At 41.0% G+C, this 18,246-nt stretch carries 21 protein-coding genes; 19 read left to right on the plus strand and 2 right to left on the minus strand.

The annotated features are described in order from the left end of the window. The first annotated feature begins 71 nt into the window (after positions 1-71). The 4 genes from ERX29_RS01185 (at position 72) to ERX29_RS01200 (ending at position 6,361) form a co-directional block, all read left to right on the plus strand. The gene (locus ERX29_RS01185; protein ID WP_133442847.1) at positions 72-1,190 is read left to right on the plus strand and encodes a THUMP domain-containing class I SAM-dependent RNA methyltransferase; all 1,119 of its coding nucleotides are present in this window, start codon (positions 72-74) and stop codon (positions 1,188-1,190) included. Between the two features lie 117 nt (positions 1,191-1,307). Continuing rightward, positions 1,308-4,673: a dynamin family protein gene (locus tag ERX29_RS01190; protein WP_133442848.1), complete on the plus strand. Its 3,366-nt coding sequence runs from the start codon at positions 1,308-1,310 to the stop codon at positions 4,671-4,673. Positions 4,674-4,684: 11 nt separating this feature from the next. Then, positions 4,685-5,485 carry a sulfurtransferase gene (locus tag ERX29_RS01195; protein WP_133442849.1) on the plus strand — a complete coding sequence of 267 codons (801 nt, stop codon included), beginning with the start codon at positions 4,685-4,687 and terminating at the stop codon, positions 5,483-5,485. A 3-nt stretch (positions 5,486-5,488) separates the two neighbouring features. Continuing rightward, positions 5,489-6,361: a 5'-3' exonuclease gene (locus ERX29_RS01200; RefSeq protein ID WP_133442850.1), complete on the plus strand. Its 873-nt coding sequence runs from the start codon at positions 5,489-5,491 to the stop codon at positions 6,359-6,361. Positions 6,362-6,432: 71 nt separating this feature from the next. On the opposite strand, the gene ERX29_RS01205 is transcribed toward ERX29_RS01200, so the two are convergent. Together ERX29_RS01205 and ERX29_RS01210 are read right to left on the minus strand one after the other, a co-directional pair. Then, a complete protein-coding gene (locus ERX29_RS01205) occupies positions 6,433-6,828 on the minus strand; it encodes a ribonuclease HI family protein (RefSeq protein ID WP_165981020.1) in 396 nt (131 codons plus the stop codon). Then, a complete protein-coding gene (locus ERX29_RS01210; RefSeq protein WP_133442920.1) occupies positions 6,803-7,444 on the minus strand; it encodes a queuosine precursor transporter in 642 nt (213 codons plus the stop codon). Before ERX29_RS01210 ends, ERX29_RS01205 begins: the two co-directional genes overlap by 26 nt. A gap of 173 nt (positions 7,445-7,617) precedes the next feature. Between ERX29_RS01210 and ERX29_RS01215 the strand changes: the two genes are divergently transcribed. From ERX29_RS01215 to ERX29_RS01285, 15 genes are all read left to right on the plus strand, one after another. Beyond that, the gene (locus tag ERX29_RS01215; protein WP_133442852.1) at positions 7,618-7,794 is read left to right on the plus strand and encodes a zinc-finger domain-containing protein; all 177 of its coding nucleotides are present in this window, start codon (positions 7,618-7,620) and stop codon (positions 7,792-7,794) included. 10 nt (positions 7,795-7,804) lie between these two features. Continuing rightward, positions 7,805-8,917 carry a conserved virulence factor C family protein gene (locus ERX29_RS01220; RefSeq protein ID WP_133442853.1) on the plus strand — a complete coding sequence of 371 codons (1,113 nt, stop codon included), beginning with the start codon at positions 7,805-7,807 and terminating at the stop codon, positions 8,915-8,917. Position 8,918: 1 nt separating this feature from the next. After that, positions 8,919-9,356, plus strand: coding sequence for a BrxA/BrxB family bacilliredoxin (locus tag ERX29_RS01225; RefSeq protein WP_133442854.1), 438 nt, complete (start codon positions 8,919-8,921; stop codon positions 9,354-9,356). Next, positions 9,340-10,137 carry a class I SAM-dependent methyltransferase gene (locus ERX29_RS01230; RefSeq protein ID WP_133442855.1) on the plus strand — a complete coding sequence of 266 codons (798 nt, stop codon included), beginning with the start codon at positions 9,340-9,342 and terminating at the stop codon, positions 10,135-10,137. The genes ERX29_RS01225 and ERX29_RS01230 overlap by 17 nt, the downstream gene beginning before the upstream one ends. Before the next feature lie 231 nt (positions 10,138-10,368). Continuing rightward, positions 10,369-11,319, plus strand: a complete 951-nt coding sequence (locus ERX29_RS01235) for a thymidylate synthase (protein ID WP_133442856.1) — start codon at positions 10,369-10,371, stop codon at positions 11,317-11,319. A gap of 10 nt (positions 11,320-11,329) precedes the next feature. After that, complete coding sequence (locus ERX29_RS01240) at positions 11,330-11,818, plus strand: dihydrofolate reductase (protein ID WP_133442857.1); 489 nt, start codon at positions 11,330-11,332, stop codon at positions 11,816-11,818. Next, positions 11,802-12,533 (plus strand): lysophospholipid acyltransferase family protein, encoded by a 732-nt coding sequence (locus tag ERX29_RS01245; RefSeq protein ID WP_133442858.1) that lies wholly within the window; start codon positions 11,802-11,804, stop codon positions 12,531-12,533. Before ERX29_RS01240 ends, ERX29_RS01245 begins: the two co-directional genes overlap by 17 nt. Further along, positions 12,517-13,071, plus strand: coding sequence for a DUF2140 family protein (locus tag ERX29_RS01250; protein ID WP_133442859.1), 555 nt, complete (start codon positions 12,517-12,519; stop codon positions 13,069-13,071). Before ERX29_RS01245 ends, ERX29_RS01250 begins: the two co-directional genes overlap by 17 nt. A 5-nt stretch (positions 13,072-13,076) precedes the next feature. After that, positions 13,077-13,604 (plus strand): peptide-methionine (S)-S-oxide reductase MsrA, encoded by a 528-nt coding sequence (msrA, locus tag ERX29_RS01255; RefSeq protein WP_133442860.1) that lies wholly within the window; start codon positions 13,077-13,079, stop codon positions 13,602-13,604. After that, complete coding sequence (msrB, locus tag ERX29_RS01260; RefSeq protein ID WP_133442861.1) at positions 13,597-14,025, plus strand: peptide-methionine (R)-S-oxide reductase MsrB; 429 nt, start codon at positions 13,597-13,599, stop codon at positions 14,023-14,025. The genes msrA and msrB overlap by 8 nt, the downstream gene beginning before the upstream one ends. A 24-nt stretch (positions 14,026-14,049) precedes the next feature. Further along, a complete protein-coding gene (locus ERX29_RS01265) occupies positions 14,050-14,550 on the plus strand; it encodes a PTS sugar transporter subunit IIA (RefSeq protein ID WP_133442862.1) in 501 nt (166 codons plus the stop codon). After that, entirely contained in the window at positions 14,550-14,774 is a 225-nt protein-coding gene (locus ERX29_RS01270) for a YozE family protein (protein ID WP_133442863.1), read from the plus strand. Before ERX29_RS01265 ends, ERX29_RS01270 begins: the two co-directional genes overlap by 1 nt. Before the next feature lie 110 nt (positions 14,775-14,884). Next, positions 14,885-16,366, plus strand: a complete 1,482-nt coding sequence (locus ERX29_RS01275; RefSeq protein ID WP_133442864.1) for a S41 family peptidase — start codon at positions 14,885-14,887, stop codon at positions 16,364-16,366. A 14-nt stretch (positions 16,367-16,380) separates the two neighbouring features. Then, entirely contained in the window at positions 16,381-17,454 is a 1,074-nt protein-coding gene (locus tag ERX29_RS01280; protein ID WP_133442921.1) for an undecaprenyldiphospho-muramoylpentapeptide beta-N-acetylglucosaminyltransferase, read from the plus strand. A 2-nt stretch (positions 17,455-17,456) separates the two neighbouring features. Then, positions 17,457-18,080 carry a phosphatase PAP2 family protein gene (locus tag ERX29_RS01285; protein ID WP_133442865.1) on the plus strand — a complete coding sequence of 208 codons (624 nt, stop codon included), beginning with the start codon at positions 17,457-17,459 and terminating at the stop codon, positions 18,078-18,080. Positions 18,081-18,246: the final 166 nt, after the last annotated feature.

Raw genomic sequence — 18,246 nt, forward strand, 5'->3', positions numbered from 1 at the left:
GAGGAACTATTTTTTTGAATAATTAATTATAATAACAATATTATGTAAACTTATATTTAAAGGAGAATAATATGTATCAATTATTAGCGACAACACCGATGGGAATTGAAGCGGTGGCTGCGAAAGAAGTTCAGACATTAGGATATGAGACGGAAACTGAAAATGGACGCGTACTGTTTAGAGGAGATGCACGAGCAATCGTGAAATCCAATCTTTGGTTAAGAAGTGCAGATCGTTTGAAAATCGTTGTCGGAAGATTTAAGGCAACTACTTTTGACCAGTTGTTTGAAGGGACGAAGCAGCTGCCATGGGAGGAGATTATTGCTGAGAACGGTAGTTTCCCGGTATCCGGTAAAAGTGTTAAATCAACGTTGCACAGTGTGCCGGATTGTCAGGCGATCGTCAAGAAAGCAATTGTAGAACGTTTGAAAAAAGCTTATCAAAAACAAGGTTGGCTTGACGAGAACGGGGCCCTCTATAAAGTTGAGGTTTCAATTTTAAAGGACGAAGTGCTGCTGACAATTGATACTTCTGGTGCTGGACTGCATAAACGTGGCTATCGACTCGCACAAGGCGAGGCACCAATGAAAGAAACTTTGGCGTCGGCTCTCGTACTGCTTTCCAACTGGAAAGGTGATACTCCTTTCATCGATCCATTCTGCGGGTCCGGCACGATCGCTATCGAGGCGGCAATGATTGCACAGAATATCGCACCAGGATTTAACAGAGATTTTGCAAGTGAAGAATGGAGTATTATTCCTGAGGGGATGTATGACGAAGAGCGAGTGAAGGCTGAAGATGCGGCTGACTATGACAAAGACCTCTCAATTCAGGCAAGTGACATTGATCCGAAGATGATTGAAATCGCGCAAAACAATGCAGCAGAAGTCGGATTTGCGGATATTATCGATTTTAAACAGCTGAATGTGCATGATTTAAACGTGTCTGCAGAAAAAGGTGTTATCATTGGAAACCCACCTTATGGTGAACGTATCGGGGAACGGAGTGAAGTAGAGGCGATGTATACATATTTAGGAGAGCTGCTAAAGCGCAATCCGAAATGGTCTCTCTACATTATGACAAGCTATAAGGAATTTGAAGTGTTAGTCGGTCAGAAAGCGACGAAAAGAAGAAAGCTTTTCAACGGCTACCTTGAATGTACGTATTATCAGTACTGGGGCAGAAAATAGCAATAAATAACAACCGTAAAAAGGCAGCATAAAACATGCTGTCTTTTTACGGTTGTTTTAAAGCGTATTCTTTCTTTATAATAGGACATATCATTTATTCAAGCTAAGGGGATTCAGATGGACGTTAAACAGAAGATTGATTTGCTCTATAAGTTGAAAAAAGAAGTCGAAAAATCAAGCAATACACTGCTGGTCGCTCAGATCAATGAAGTCATAAAGAAAGTTTACGAAGATAAAAAGATCATCAGCTTCGTCGGTCATTTCTCATCCGGGAAATCATCACTGATCAATAAGCTGCTAGGAGAAGATATTCTGCCGAGTTCGCCTGTGCCGACGACCAGTAATTCAGCGCAGATCACGGTCAGTGCCCGTGAAGAAATCATTGTCAATCTTGAAAACCATGAATATGCGGTCGTAGAGGACTATGATACGGTGAAGAAAATCAATACTGAGAATCAGCGGATAGAATCTGTTGAAATCAAGCATCAGGCACCGCATCTGGCTGAAGGGCTGACGCTGCAGGATACGCCGGGAATAGATGCGACATTCAGCAATCACGAAGAAAACACCATGAAGTACTTGCTTACGAGCGATCTCATCATATACACGGTTGAGTATAACCATGTGGAGTCTGAGAAGAACTTCAAGGAGATGCAGCGGCTGAATGCACTGGGTGTGCCGCTGATTTTAGTCATCAACCAGATTGACAAACATGATGAGACAGAAGTTTCGTTCGAAGATTTCAAAGCAGCCATCTTATCAAACATCAACATGTGGAAAATCAAGCTGGAGTCATTATATTTCACGTCGATCTATGACCATCCACTCAATCAGTTTAACCAGCTGAAGAAAGAACTGATGACTGACCAGCAGATGCTAAATGCAAGTGCTGCAGGCTTCTTTAAGCGAATCATACCTTATATTACGACTGAACAGCTGCGTTTTCTGGAACAGACACAGAAAGAGCTGCTGGAACAGTTCGGCATTGAAAAAGACGAGTTCCCTGCCTTCAAAGTAAAGACGCTTGAGCAGTCACAGCTGTCAGAAGAACAGGCGATTTTCAGCGATGAGCAGACGACGCGTGACGCATTCCTGAAACATATACGTGACATTCTGAAGAATGCTTATATCATTCCGTTCGAAATTAGGGAGCAGATTCGTGAACTGCTGGAAGTCTATGCGTCTGACTATAAAGTCGGCGGATTGTTCGGTAAAGAGAAAAAGCGGGAGCAGCTGAGAAACGATATGATGGACGCAGTGCTTACCGCGCTTAATCAGTCGGTTGAAAAGCAGGTAAACTTCCATATTCGTGCGTTCTATCAGAACTATGCGAAGTACACAAAAGATAGCAGCTGGATTGAAAACTGCAAAGATTATACATACAGCGTGACTGCAGAAGATGTGCGCACCCAGATGAAATCACAGGCACTGATCAACAACGATTATGTCCAAAACTACACCGACCAGCTGAAAAAATATATCGAACAGGATGTCGTCCGTGATAACCGGGCGATCATCGATAAGTTTATTCAGGAGCTGGACCGAACGCGTATACAGTCGTCAGGTGATAGTCAACAGATGAAGCTGCTTGAGCAGTATGAACAGAATGATGAGCTGATTGACTCATTAACGACTGAAAACTACCGTCATTACTATATACACGTAGACGAATCAATCGATAAGCTGATCGATCGTCATTTAGTAACGCTGACGCTGCAGAAGAATGTACAGGAAATGCAGCGCGTATTCATAAGAAAAGCAGCAGCAGAAACCGACATCGAGCAGGCAGTGGAGACACTTGGTCAGTTCAGCAACATCAGCTATTTTAGCGACATCACGGCACGTTTGAGTCAGCAGCTGGACCGCATTAATAATGACGTCACTAGAATCGTAGTCTTCGGCGCGTTCAGTGCCGGGAAAAGCTCACTGATCAACGCGATGCTTGGTGACAAGAAACTTGTCTCCTCTCCAAATCCGACAACTGCAGCAATTACAGAAATCAGCTATGGCCATCAGCATACGATGAAGTTCAAGACAACAGCCATGCTGACAGCCGAACTCAATAAAATCGGGCGCGCGGTCAATATTAATGAGCCGACGATTGAAGCATGGTTGAAAACTTATGATAAAGCGCAGCCGATGCTTGATAACCAGTACAAAAAGTTTATCCAGGCACTTAAAGAAAACTATGCCCATTACATGCCGCATCTGGCTGAAGGTGATATCATTGCGATTTCTGAAGAAGAAGTCGTCAAATTTACAGCGGTTGACGTGCATTCAGCATTTGTAGATAGAATATACCTTCAGTACGACATTAATTTTCTGCGTGGCAAAGTCATTATCGACTCCCCGGGCATCGGCTCGACGAATATGCGGCATACTAACGAGACGACTGAAATTATTGCTGACAGTGACCTGCTGATTTATGTGTCATATTTTAACCATGTCTTTACTGAGAGCGATAAAGCATTTATCTCTTATTTGAATGAACTGCAAGTATTAAGTGAGGACAGCGAAACTTTTTACGTCATTAATGCGATCGACCTTGCGAGCAACGATGCAGAGATTGATCAGGTGACACGCTACTTCGAATCAGAGCTCGCGCAGTTAAACGTCCCGGCGACATTGTTTCAGCTGTCAAGCAAACAGGCACTCGCAGCACAAGACGACCGTTTCACTGAATTCAAGACTGCTATTCAGCACTTTGCAGCAGTAGACAGCAAGACGCAGAAAATTCAGCAGTTCGAACGCGGTGTGAATCAGCTGGCGGCGCATGCCAACTACATTGTTCAGAACTTTGAGACCGCTAAAGCAGAAGAAGCTGAGCATAAAGTTTATTACTCGAAGCTTGAGTCAGAGCCGCCATTTAATGCATCTGTCATTGACAGCAGTATTGACAAAGCAATACAGGAACTGAACGAGCAGCTGACGTTCCTTACTGACCGCTTTAACATTCAACTGTATGACCTGATTAAGACGTACTATAACAGGCGTACAGTAGACGATTCAACGGGCTATTTAAATCATTTGTCGAACCGGCTGGAAGAAGAATTATCAATGATTTCACCACGGCTTAATCATGTCTTCAATCAGGCGGTGCAGAATAACTCAAGTTTAATCCGCCAAGAACTGCTGGACCATCAGATCATCAGCAGTCCGGCTGAAATGAAGTTAATACAGCTCACAGAATCGTTCATCGATGCCAAAATCGGCCGCATCCCGGTTAAAGTGACGACGCGGAGCTATAGAACAAAGGAAACTATCAACGAATTGTACGAACAGGTTCATGATGTATCTCTGCAGCTGCTGGCAGCGAAGCTGAAAGACTATAAGGCAGCCGTCGCTGACTATTTAAATGAGCGGCGGGAATCCATAATCGCTGAGTGGACCGCTAACAATGAAGAAGTGCTTGCGGATATTCAGGAAAGACAATCTCAGCAGCTCGATGAATCAGTTGTGACCGAGATTCGTGCTGCTTTATAGGAGGGATAACCATGCAAGTCTGGATGGAAAGTAAAGACTTAAGCGCTGTGCATCATCAGTTATTTGACTGTCGAAATGTTATGGATGATATAGAACAAAGCACAGCTCTTTTTAACAAGGGGCACATCGACGGTGCAGTATTTGTGTCTGGATTTCCTGTGCTCTATAACCAGAATAGACCTGAAGAAGGGCGTCATCCGCTGCCGGAGCTCTCGTTGTTCTATACTTTTGTTAACTATCATACAAACGGTAGAACAGCTGTATGTTATGACCAGTCAGAAGGATTCATGGCAACACGGTTTTTCTTTCTCTGCTATCTTGCGGGTTTACCATGTCTTATTCTTAAAGAGAATTATAATCAACTGGAACTGCCGAAAACAGTCAGTGAGTTATCTCCTGTCCACTATCTTGCTTCTATTAGTGAACTGCCGCGCATTCAGCCGGATCATATAAACAAAGAACTATTGGCGTCTCGACAGGAAGTTAGAAACTCACGACAGACAAATGATATACTAATTGATGCACGTGCAGAACAGCGTTATCTTGGAGAAGTAGAGCCCATTGATGCGCGACCAGGAAGAATTCCAGGAGCAGTGAACTTTCCGTATCAAAATGTATTAAATTCTGGCGGGGATTTCTCTGAACTGCAGCATATGGTTAAGGATAATCCGGCGATTGTTTACTGCGGATCTGGTTTATCTGCCACTCCGCTTTTCGCTGCGCTGACATCATTAAACCATCCGGTTAAGTTGTATGCTGGCAGTTATTCAGAGTGGCTCTTCCATTACCCTGACGATATAGAAAGAGGTTGAACAATGAAAAACTTATTAATTGTTGATGGAATGGCCCTGTTATTCCGCCATTACTTTGCGACAGCCATGAATCACCATTTTATGCGCAATTCAGAAGGCATAGCGACAAACGGCGTGCAAGGTTTTATCAGACATGTGGCAAGCGCCATCAAGGATGCAGAAGCTGATCACGTGATTGTGACATGGGATATGGGAGCAGTGACTTTCAGAAACACTATTTCAGCAGATTATAAATCCCATCGACCGGCACCACCAGATGAACTTAATCCTCAGTTTGAAATGGTACAACGCTTATCTGAGGAACTAGGCTTCTTCAATATCGGTGTCAGAAACTATGAAGCAGATGATGTTATAGGTACGATTGCTGATAAACTGAAAAGTCGGTTTCAAATTAAAGTTATCAGCGGAGATCGGGATCTACTGCAGCTGCTTGATGATGGAATAGAAATCTGGCTGATTAAAAAAGGATTCACTGAATATAATAAATATGATGTCCGTCGTTTCAGAGAAGAATATGGTATTGAACCTAAACAGCTAATTGATGTCAAAGCCTTTATGGGTGACACATCAGATGGCTATCCGGGTGTTAAAGGAATCGGGGAAAAGACCGCCTTGAAGTTTATTCAGACGTATGGCTCAGTTAAAAATACACTGGCTCATAAGAAGGAACTGCCGAAAGGTCAGCAGAATAAAATAGACATGTTTTATGAGGATCTAATCATCAGTCATCAACTTGCAGCGATACATACAGAAGTTCCGCTCGATTTAGAGCATATTAGCTCATCGATGTGTTATACGCTTGATATTGATAAAATGAGTATGATATGTGATCAGCATGAGCTGAAAGTGGCTAGCAATTTTCTTCTCAAACTGTAATTGGCATATGAAAACCCCTGAACTTGATTTTCACGTCAAAGTTCAGGGGTTTTCATATGCTCTATCAAAATTCAGTTCTTGTGATTTAAATAGTGCCTTGCCACGTGATCTGCATGTTTGTTCTGGTCCCGTGGAATCCAGTCTATGAGGATGAGGTCAAAGTGCTGTTCAAGAAGCTGATACTGTTCAAGATAAGTCTTGAATTTAAGATTCTTAGTATATTTTTTACTAACAGCATCTACTACTACTTTCGCATCGCTTTTAATGATCAATGTACGTATATCAAGCAGTATGGCCTGCTCCAATGCTTTGATCAGCCCTGTCCATTCAGCCTCGTGATTATCGAGTTCACCCAGATACTGGCCGAACTCCAGTACCTGACCATCTATTTTGAAGACATACCCGATACTGCTCTCAAATGGATTCTGCCTTGTCGCTGCATCAATGAACAGCTGGGCCATCATCATCCACATCTTTCGCTATATATTTCGCAAGATAACCGAATGGCACATTGCAGATTGTTGTCAGCAGTTTGAACAGATAAGTCGTCAGAAAAATTTCCATCATGACTGATTCTGGCATCAAGCCGTAGAAGGCAATCAGTGTGAACAGTGCAGTATCAAAAATAGAACTGACCGCTGTACTACCATATGCCCTTATGATAAATGTTTTATCGCTTGAGAAAAATTTCTTGATGACGTTGAAAATATATACGTCAAAGTACTGTCCGATGATATAGGCGATGATTGAACCAAGAGCAATTCTTGGAACCAGTCCGAAGAGTGTTTCCATGCTCTGCTGGGCAATATCGGATTCAGCGGGTTTGAAACTGAGCGAGATGGTCATCAATAGCACCATTACAATGACTGATGCAAATCCGAGCCAGACAGCGCGCTTTGCAGTTCTTCTTCCATATATATCATTCAGAATATCAGTTGCGAGATAAATTGAGGCAAACAGAATATTGCCGAGTGTTGCTGTAATGCCGAATACTTCAACAGTTTTCGTTACCTGTATGTTTGCTATGACTGTACCAATGGCCACCCAGACGAGTAAACCGCTTTTGCCGAAAAAACGGTACATCGCGATTAAACAGATGAAAGTCACAAAAAAGGCAATGACAGCAATAAGTTCGTTGGACAAGATGATTCCTCCTTTTATAATTCAACTTTTCAATTATAGGGGAGCGATATCATTTAAGCAAGGACAATTACAGAGAAGTTCTTATCTGCTATAATCATGAATGAGGTGATCAAGTGAAGCAAACAGTTGAGACTGTGAAGAAAATCAATCAACTTGAAGATCACTACTGTCATCGATGTCTGATTAAGAAAACGCTGCGTTCTGAAAGCAAGACAAAAGCGCATGCTTACTGCATTTCAAAATGTTCAATCGGCCTCCAGATTAAACAGTGGGGTAATAATCTTCAGTAAGGAGTACAACATGAAAATCTTAAAGATAGAACCTACACCAAGTCCTAATACTTTAAAAATTGTACTGGATTATCAGCGTGATGATAATAAAAGTAGAACATACAAAGTGGTTGACAGCAGCAACCCGGAGTTTATTAACGGGTTGCTGGCAATAGAGGATATCCAGTCAGTATTTCACGTCATGGATTTTATAGCTGTCGATAAATCACCGAAATCAAACTGGGAGCAGCTGCTGCCACAGATCAAACAACTGTTTGATGAAGAAGTATCCGCTGAACCTGAACTTCAAATAGACACTGGAGAACACACGGTAGAACTGCTGACCTTTAAAGAGATTCCATATCAGGTGAAAGTGACAAATGTTGAAGGAGAGAAACGTAAACAGCTGGATTTAAGATTTATTGATGCAATGCTTGAGTCCCAGCTGGACGATGACAACATCGTTTTCTTGAGAAAATGGGTGCCGTTCGGTATCCGTTATGGTCAAGTCGATGAGATTATTCAGTCGGTAATTGAGGAAGTGGATGCACTGTTTCCTGAAGAACGGTTAAGCATGCTGACTGCAGCTGCTAAAGCAACAGAATATATCTTCAAGGAAAAACAGCTCAAAAGAACGCCGATAGACGCATATATAGATGAAACTGACTGGCAGGAACGCTACCGTATGCTGGACCATTTCCCTGAACCGGACGAGAGCGATATTCCGTTTCTTGAGGTAGTGATGCAGGACGAGAAACCTCAGCTGCGCAGACTGGGAATTGTTTTCCTTGGTATGATCGGCGGCACTGAAGTGCTGCCGCTGCTACATGCTGCGATGACAGATAATAATCTGACGATACGCCGTACTGCAGGTGATACTTTAAGTGATCTTGGTTTCAAGGAAAGTCTGCCAGTCATGCATCGTGCACTTGATGATAAACATCCGATCGTCAGATGGCGTGCCGCGATGTTTATCTATGATGAAGGCGATGACTCAAGCCTGCCGTATTTAGAGAAACATCTCGATGATCCAGCGTTTGAAGTGAGGCTGCAGGCGAGGATGGCAAGAGAACGAATCACTAAAGGCGAGGAAGCGGTCGGTTCCGTTTGGAAGCAGATGGCTAACAGAGAAAGGGAGCAGTAATATGAATGCATACGAGGAATATATGAAGCAACTGGCAATGCCGATGAGAAATGAATTAACAAACCAGGGGTTTAAGTCGCTAGAAACAGAAGAAGCAGTAGCTGATTATTTCAATAGCGTTGCTGACGACAAAACAACCTTTGTTGTCGTCAATTCCGTGTGCGGCTGTGCGGCAGGGCTGGCACGTCCCGCAGCGGTGACAGTAGCACAGCAGAATGACCATAAACCTGATGCAGCGGTCACAGTCTTCGCAGGTCAGGACAGAGAAGCAACCGATATGATGCGTCAGTATATCGGACAAGTACCGTCAAGTCCATCGATGGCACTTTTCAAAGGAACAGAACTCAAATATTTTATGCCGCGTGAACATATAGAAGGACGTCCGATCGAGGAAATCTGTATGGATATCAAGGAAGCTTTCGATGAACATTGTCAGTAAGGTAAGAATCACATCACCGGTAAAGACCGATGATGTGATTTTTTTAATGATGAAACAGGCATATTCAGAACTACAGTCACTAGAACTGGATTTATCGGTTGAAATAATCCCTCGTCGCAAGCGGACGATAAAAGAACTGTTCAAAAATGATAGTTCTCCTGTTATCGTTATCAGTCATCATATGCCTGTCCTTTATTTTTCGGCGGAAGAGAAAGTGTTTTACCATGAGAATACGATGCGTTTTAAGCTGAAGCGCTTTAATAAATATGGTGACTTACCACCGCTTATTGAAATTCTGCCTGTGGCATCGTCTGATGCTGTCACTATTGTCGATGCGACGATGGGAATGGGAAATGATCTGATGCTGATGGCACATATTTTGATAGCGGCAGAATTTCATGCGTTTGAAACGCATCCGCTTATTTATTTTGTAATCAAAGAGGGGATTGTGAAGTATCATGCAGCAGATATCACTGAACGTATCACTTTTCACTATGGTTCAGCTGTTCGTAACAGTCTGGTATCTACAGCTGATATAGTGTATGCCGATCCGATGTTTGAAACGACTATCGGTCAGAATTCAGGAATGCAGGTTATTAATAGACAAATCACCACTGAGCATAATGAGCAGTTAGTGTCGGAATTAGTGAAGTCGTCTCAGTGTATAATTTTAAAAGCTCATTTCAGAAGTCAGCTGTTTGTACAGTTTGGTTTTGATGTCATCATCAGAAAAAGTTCAAAGAGTCATTTTGGAATATTAAAAAAACAAACAAGAAAGTGAGACAGTAACTCAGCTCCTTGTTTGTTTCGTTATGGAAATTAAAAACTATTCTGTGATCATCATGCTGATCATATATGCCAGTAATAAGAATAAACCAGATACTACCATGACTTCTTCCATTGTTCTTCCTCCAATACAACGATATTCATGCTTCAAAAATTTATCGTTTTATTTATTATTCATCTATATGTATTATAAAGTATAGTAGACAATTATGAAAGAGGTGAAGTCATGAATTCATTTGATCATGTCTATCATGAATTATGCAAAGAAATTTTAGCGGCAGGACAGGAGAAGGACGACCGGACGAATACCGGAACACTATCCAAGTTCGGTCATCAGATGCGGTTCAATCTGGCGGAAGGATTTCCGCTGCTGACCACTAAGAAAGTATCGTTTAAACTGCTGGCGACAGAGCTGATCTGGTTTATTAAAGGCGATACAAATATCAGGTATCTACTGCAGTATAACAACAATATATGGAATGAATGGGCATTTAAAAAATGGATTGAAAGTGACGACTATACAGGTCCCGATATGACTGATTTCGGACATCGCTCATTATCTGACGCTGCGTTTAATGAACAGTATAAAGAACAGCTCGCGATTTTCAAAGAGCGTGTTCTGACAGATGATGCGTTTATGTCAAAGTACGGAGATCTCGGCAATGTATATGGTAAACAGTGGCGCCATTTTGAAACGAAAAATCGAGTAACTGATCAGTTGAAAGACGTGGTTGAAAACATTAAGACCAATCCATCTTCAAGGCGTCATATTGTTTCGGCATGGAACCCGGGTGAAATTGATACGATGGCGCTGCCGCCTTGTCATACATTGTTTCAGTTCTATGTTCAGGATGGTAGACTGAGCTGTCAGCTCTACCAGCGCAGCGCTGATGTATTTTTAGGTGTACCGTTCAATATTGCAAGTTACAGTCTACTGACTTATTTAGTGGCAAAAGAATGTGAGCTGGAAGTTGGAGAATTTGTTCATACACTAGGTGATGCTCATATTTACAGCAATCATCTGGAAGCGGTAAAGGAACAACTGTCCCGGAACTCTTACGAACCGCCGCGACTTGAGATCTTATCAGACAAATCACTATTCGATATCGAATATGAAGACCTGGCAATTAAAAACTACGAGGCTCACCCTGCCATCAAGGCACCTATAGCCGTTTAAGGAGACAATTATGCTTTCAACTATTGTATGTCATGATCTCAATTTAGTGATAGGTCATAACAACAAGATGCCATGGCATCTGCCGGATGATTTAAAGCGTGTCAAACAGCTGACAACGGGTCATACGATTGTTATGGGGAAAAACACATATTTATCACTCGGAAAGCCGCTTCCGAACCGTCGTAATGTTGTACTGACAAGTGACCCGTCATTTTCATCAGAAGGAATTGATGTGATTCATTCTTTGGGTGACATCAGTCGACTTGATGGCCATGTCTTTATTTTTGGTGGTCAGAAGCTTTATGAGCAGACAATGGATATCGTTGACGATATGTATGTCACTGTCATTGAAACAAAGCATATGGGGGATGCTTTCTTCCCTCCGTATAGCTTTACTGACTGGGAAGTAGAGTCAGTCGAACAAGGGTCAGCTGACAATGGTCAGCCGCCACATAAATTCTTGCATCTGGTGAGGAGAACTCATGATCAGAATGATTAAAACTGTCGGTGTCATTATCGGCTACGCGGCACTGGCGACCACTAAAATTGATTATATGGAAAAACATCAGCAATTGCTGTCAAATGTCAGCACACAGGACCGTTATGCCAGTTTAATGTCTAGAAACTGGGCGCGCCGCGTTCTGGAAAGTGCTGGTGTCACGGTGACTGTTACAGGTAATAATACGGATAATGGACAGCCGGTACTGTTTGTCAGCAATCATGAAGGTAATTTTGATATTCCGGTGCTCATGTATGCCATTGATAAACCTTTTGGTTTCGTCTCAAAAGTTGAAGTACGGAAAATTCCGTTCCTGCATCGCTGGATGATGCTGCTGAACTGTATTTATCTTGACCGTTCAAATAGACGTTCATCACTTCAGATGATTAAAGACGGTGTGCAGTCGTTACAAGAAGGGCACAGCGTCATGATTTTTCCTGAAGGCAGTCGGAGTAAGGGTAGTGGTCTGCAGGAGTTTAAATCGGGTTCATTCAAGCTTGCTAAATCTGCAGGTGTTTCAATTGTCCCGGTAGCTGTTTCAGGCACATCGAAAATAATGGAGCAGTACAACAGTAAAAGAATGGTTCTGGGTCACGTTCATGTACATTTGTTTGATCCCATATCACCAGATATTTTTCAGCAGCTGCCATTACAGGAAGTGGCGGATATGGTGAAATCTCAGATAGAGGACCATTTAAATGAACAGCATATTTAAAATCAATGGCTGGACTGCTTTGTTCGGGTTGTTACTGATAGTTAATATCATTGCTGTCATGACTATACTGAACGTTCTGACAGAAGAACCGAAAAGCATTGAAGTAAAAAATCAGCATCCTGCTCAAAGTGAAAATACTCTGACATTGAAACCAGAAGTAGTCAATCATTATTTAAAGCAGGAGAATACTGAGACAATGAAACTGACCTTATCTGACCAGCAGCTGCTGATTGAGCAGGAAAGTGAAGTCATTGGTCAGAAAATTAAGACAAATGTTTTGACGACACCTGTTGTCATTGGTCATAATAAACTCAGGCTGAATATAAAAGAAGTAAAAGTGGCCGGACTTCCGTTGTCAAAAAAAAGAACGTTGAATATTATTAAAAGGTTCGGCACTTTACCGAATAATGTAGAACTGGATGTTAGAAATGAATGTTTTTATTATGACATGGAACCCATTAAACTAGATGGAACTGCCTTGGATCTTACTCATATAGATCAGACAGGATGGCACTTTAACATAATAATCGAGGAGTGATATATATGGCAGTAGCAACATTAGCAGGCGGTTGTTTCTGGTGTCTCGTCAAACCGTTTCACCAGTATGACGGGGTAGAATCAGTGATATCTGGTTACAGTGGAGGACACATTGAAAATCCGATATACAAAGAAGTATGTACGAATACCACTGGACATCGTGAAGCGGTGCAGATTACTTTTGATGAGCAGGTCATCTCATATAAAGAAGTACTTGAAGTGTTTTTTAAGACATTTGACCCGACTGATGCATCCGGTCAGTTTTATGACCGAGGAGAAAGCTACGAACCCGCAATCTTTTATCATGACAGCAAGCAGCAGGAGACAGCACAGGCACTCATCCATGAATTAGATGATAAACATATTTTTTCAAGTTCAATCGTCACACCGGTTATTCCTTACAAAAACTTTTATCCTGCTGAAGATTACCATCAGGACTATTATCAGAAGGATCCCGGACATTATCAGAATTATCAGGAACGTTCAGGAAGAAAAGCTTTTATTCAGCAGCACTGGGGGAATTCAAATGCTTAAAAAAAATATTGATGAACTAAATGAAATGGAATATATCGTCACTCAACAGAATGGTACAGAACCACCCTTTCAGAATGAATATTGGAATCACTTTGAAAAAGGAATCTATGTCGATAAAATCAGCGGTAGACCATTATTCACTTCTGAAGAGAAGTTTGATTCCAGCTGTGGCTGGCCAAGCTTCTCAAAAGCACTTTCTGATGATGAAATCATTGAACTTGTAGACAAATCCCATGGCATGGTTCGTACTGAAGTCAGAAGTGATTCAGCGAACAGCCATTTAGGTCATGTTTTCAATGATGGTCCGAAAGAAACGGGAGGTCTGCGCTACTGTATCAATTCAGCAGCCGTTCAGTTTATCCCGTACGATAAACTAGAAGAATTAGGGTATAGTGACCTTAAAGGGCATTTTAAATCATAACGAAAACTAAAGGAGAGATAAAATTTGTTTAAAAAATTATTTGGTAAAGGTGAAGAAGCTGCTAAAACGATAGAGATTAAAGCACCAATTTCGGGACGTTATATTGAACTGTCAGATATTCCTGATCCGGTTTTTGCTCAGGAAATGATGGGTAAAGGCTTTGGTATCGAACCTACTGAAGGTACGGTAGTTGCTCCTATAGACGGTGAAATCGTCAATGTATTTCCGACGAAACATGCTATTGGACTGAAAGCGGCAAATGGACTTGAATTACTGTTGCACATTGGTCTTGAAACAGTTGCAATGAATGGAGAGGGCTTTACGACGCATGTCAAAGCCGGCGACAGAGTAACTACAGGCGATAAACTTCTTGAATTTGATATTGAACTGATTAAACAAAAAGCTGCTTCAACTATTTCACCGGTCATTATTACAAATAGCGATGTCATTGATAACTTCGAAGTGATACAGAATGGAAATTTACAAAAAGGTGCTACAACTGTGCTGAAAATTGATGTGAACTAATGAGCAAGTCATTTTCATTCTATCAATATATACTGACAGTTAGAGGGAGCAAAGGACCAGAAGGAACGTTTGCTGAAGAAGCGTTCGAGGACTTGATGTTTCCTAAATACGAAACAGATTTCAATTTACTTTCTGACTACATAGAAAACTATGGCAGTTCTAAAATGCAGCTTGCTGTTTTTGACGAGCTGTATGATAAATATCAGGAATGGTTGAAATTTTAGTAGTGCTATAACGGACACTTTAAATGGATGTATCATTCATCATTAAAGTGTCTTTCTTTTGTGGAAAACTTTTGTTCTAACAATTATACTGATAAGATGACGTATAAAAAATGATGGATGTGAAAAAATTGGATAATGAAAATAATAAACATGAATCTCATCTCACTGAGAAAAAAATAACGCTCAGTCTATTTAAATTTATTATGCTGCTGCTCACTGCAGTTATTCTGACTGCAGCGGTTACTGCGTTCGCTATGCTTGGCGGCAGTGAGAAAGTATATGAACAGCAATCACCCAAACGCTCAGAATTTTTAAAATTATATCAAGTTTATGATACTTTGAATTCTAATTATTATAAAGATGTAAATAAAGAGAAGCTGATAGATGGTGCGATTAAAGGTATGGTCAATGGACTTGATGATCCTTACAGTGAATATATGACTAAATCAGAACAACAGGAATTCAGCGACTCGATGAGCGGAGATTTCCAAGGCATTGGCGCAGAAATGGGTGAAGAAGGTGATAAAATCATTATTACCAGTCCGATTAAAGGAGCACCGGCCGATAAAGCAGGTATCAAACCCAATGATGAAATCGTTGAAATTGATGGGAAGAGCACTAAAGGAATGAACAGTATGAATGTCGTCAAAAAAATACGTGGAAAAAAAGGGACTACGGTTACTTTAACATTGAAGCGGGATAACGATGATCCTTTTAAAGTGAAAATCAAACGTGATACCGTACATGTGAACAGCGTAGAAACAAAGATGCTGAAAAATAAAGTGGCATTAATTACGGTTACAAAGTTTCAAGAAGGAACAGCTGCTGAGTTCAATGAAGCATTAAAAGATATGGACAAGCAGGGTATGCAAAAACTGATTCTCGATTTCCGCAATAATCCCGGAGGATATCTGGATGAAGCAACCAAGATGGCAAATGAGTTTATCGGTATGGGAGATGTACTCTTCTATACAGAAAAAAATCATGACAAAGTAAAAGCATTTAAAGCTGAGAATCCAGCGAATCCTATTACCAATGATCTGCCGACAGTAATCATCTTGAATGAAGGGTCAGCCAGTGCCTCTGAAGTCTTTGCCGCAGCATTAAATGACCATGATAAAGCAGAAATTGTAGGGACAAAATCATTTGGCAAAGGCATCGTACAGACTGCTGCACCATATAAAGATGACTCCATGCTGAAATTTACTCAGATGAAGTGGTTAACTCCTGATAAAACATGGATTCATAAAAAGGGAATTACGCCGGATCAGACGATTGAACTTCCTGTATACGCAAACATCCATATACTCGATCCTGACGAAGTGTATGTAGAAGGAGAATCGAGCTCTAAAGTGAAATCTCTTGAAACGGGATTAAAAGCACTGGGATATAACCCTGGCAAAGTAGACAAAACGTTTGACGAGGATACAACGCTAAGTGTTCAGCAGTTCCAGCAAGAAGAAGGACTTGAAATTACAGGTAAGATGACTGGTGATTCGACAGTCAAATTTACAGAGCTCTTGAGAAAGAAATTGAATGATAATGATACACAGCTTAAAGGTGCTGTTGATTATATTAAGTCAGTACAATAATTGAGGTGAACCCATTGAAAATCGCTTTTACAGGTGGAGGGACGATTGGTCATGTTGTTATTAACATGGCGCTGATTCCTGAAGCTGTCAAACAGAACATCGAATGTATTTACATCGGTTCTAAAACAGGGATTGAAAAGGAAAATATCAAGACACAGTTCCCCGATATTAAATATTTCGGGATATCCAGTGGAAAACTACGGCGTTATTTTTCGGTAGAAAATCTAAAAGACGTCATTAAAGTACAAAAAGGTGTCGCTGATGCTTATCGTGTCCTTCGTAAGGAAAGACCAGATATTGTTTTCTCCAAAGGAGGATTTGTCACTGTTCCGGTGATAATAGCAGCAAAAATGCTTGGAATAAAAACAATTATTCATGAATCTGATGTGACACCTGGTCTGGCTAATAAAATCGGTCTGAAATTTGCTGCAAAGTTTTACACGACTTTTGAGGAAACTTTAAAATATGTTCCAGCTGGAAAAGCTGATTTTGTGGGCGGCATTGTAAGAGATGATATCTTCACTGGCGATAAAGCACAAGGTTATCAACTTACCGGATTTAATCAGAATAAAAAAGTGCTGCTCGTCATGGGCGGATCACTTGGCTCTAAAAATATTAACACAGCTATACGAGAAAATCTTTCATCGCTTCTAAACGACTATCAGATCATTCACATAACCGGTCAGGGACAGAGTGATGAATCGTTCAGTCAGCCGGGCTACATGCAGTATATGTTTGTAAAAGAAGAGCTGCCTCATCTGTATGCTATTACTGACACGATTGTTTCTCGGGCGGGATCTAACGCTATTTTTGAATTTCTAAGTCTTAGAAAACCAATGCTGCTCATTCCGCTCGGACTAGACCAAAGTCGTGGCGATCAGATTGAAAATGCCAGATTGTTTGAGGAGCAAGGATATGGAAGTGTGCTTCAGGAAACTGATCTTACAAGCACAACTCTCATAGCAGCGCTTGAAGTAATAGAGAATAATCGTCTTGCAATGATCAACAAGATGACTCATTCTCGTTTGTCGTATACACCAGCTCAACTGTTACAAAAAATACTGGATGATGCCAAACAAGGAGATTGATTATGTCAAGAGTACAAAGAATCACTTTAATCATCATTTTCACTATTATATTTGGAATGATAGCGTTCTTCCATGAATCCCGACTTGGTAAATGGATTGATAATGAAGTTTATGAGTTCATCTACTCATCAGAAAGTTTTATTACGACCTCCATTATGCTTGGGTTCACTAAGATGGGGGAAGTGTGGGCAATGATTGTCATGTCGTTGATCGTGATCTGCTACTTAATGCTTAAACGTCTGAAAATAGACGCATTATTTTTTGCTCTGGCAATGATTGTTTCTGGGACACTGAATCCATTACTGAAAAATATTTTCGACAGAGAAAGACCGACTTTGCTGCGATTGATCGATATAACAGGATTCAGTTTTCCAAGTGGGCATGCAATGGGTTCCGCCGCTTTCTTCGGCAGTCTTGCCTACTTAATCAATAAACATCAGAAAGGGCCGCTGAAACCATACTTGATTGGATTATGTGTGCTATGTATTATCATGATTTCTTCTTCACGTGTCTATCTAGGCGTCCATTATCCGACAGATGTGATTGCAGGAATACTTGGTGGAGTCATCAGTATTTTATTAACTCAAACTTTTATGCACAATCTAATTGACAATGATTCTCAATAAGTTATAATTTAAATGAAAGTGATTCTCAATTATAAAGAGTTCCCCCTCTAAGTGAGATTCGGTTTCAAATTTCATTTATGCCTATTAACCTGACGGAAACGTCAGGTTTTTTGTTTAATTTGAAAATAAATACTGCTATGATTTGATTAATACAGGAAGTGAGGCC

The sequence above is a fragment of the Macrococcus lamae genome (assembly GCF_004359545.1).
Taxonomy (GTDB): domain Bacteria; phylum Bacillota; class Bacilli; order Staphylococcales; family Staphylococcaceae; genus Macrococcus; species Macrococcus lamae.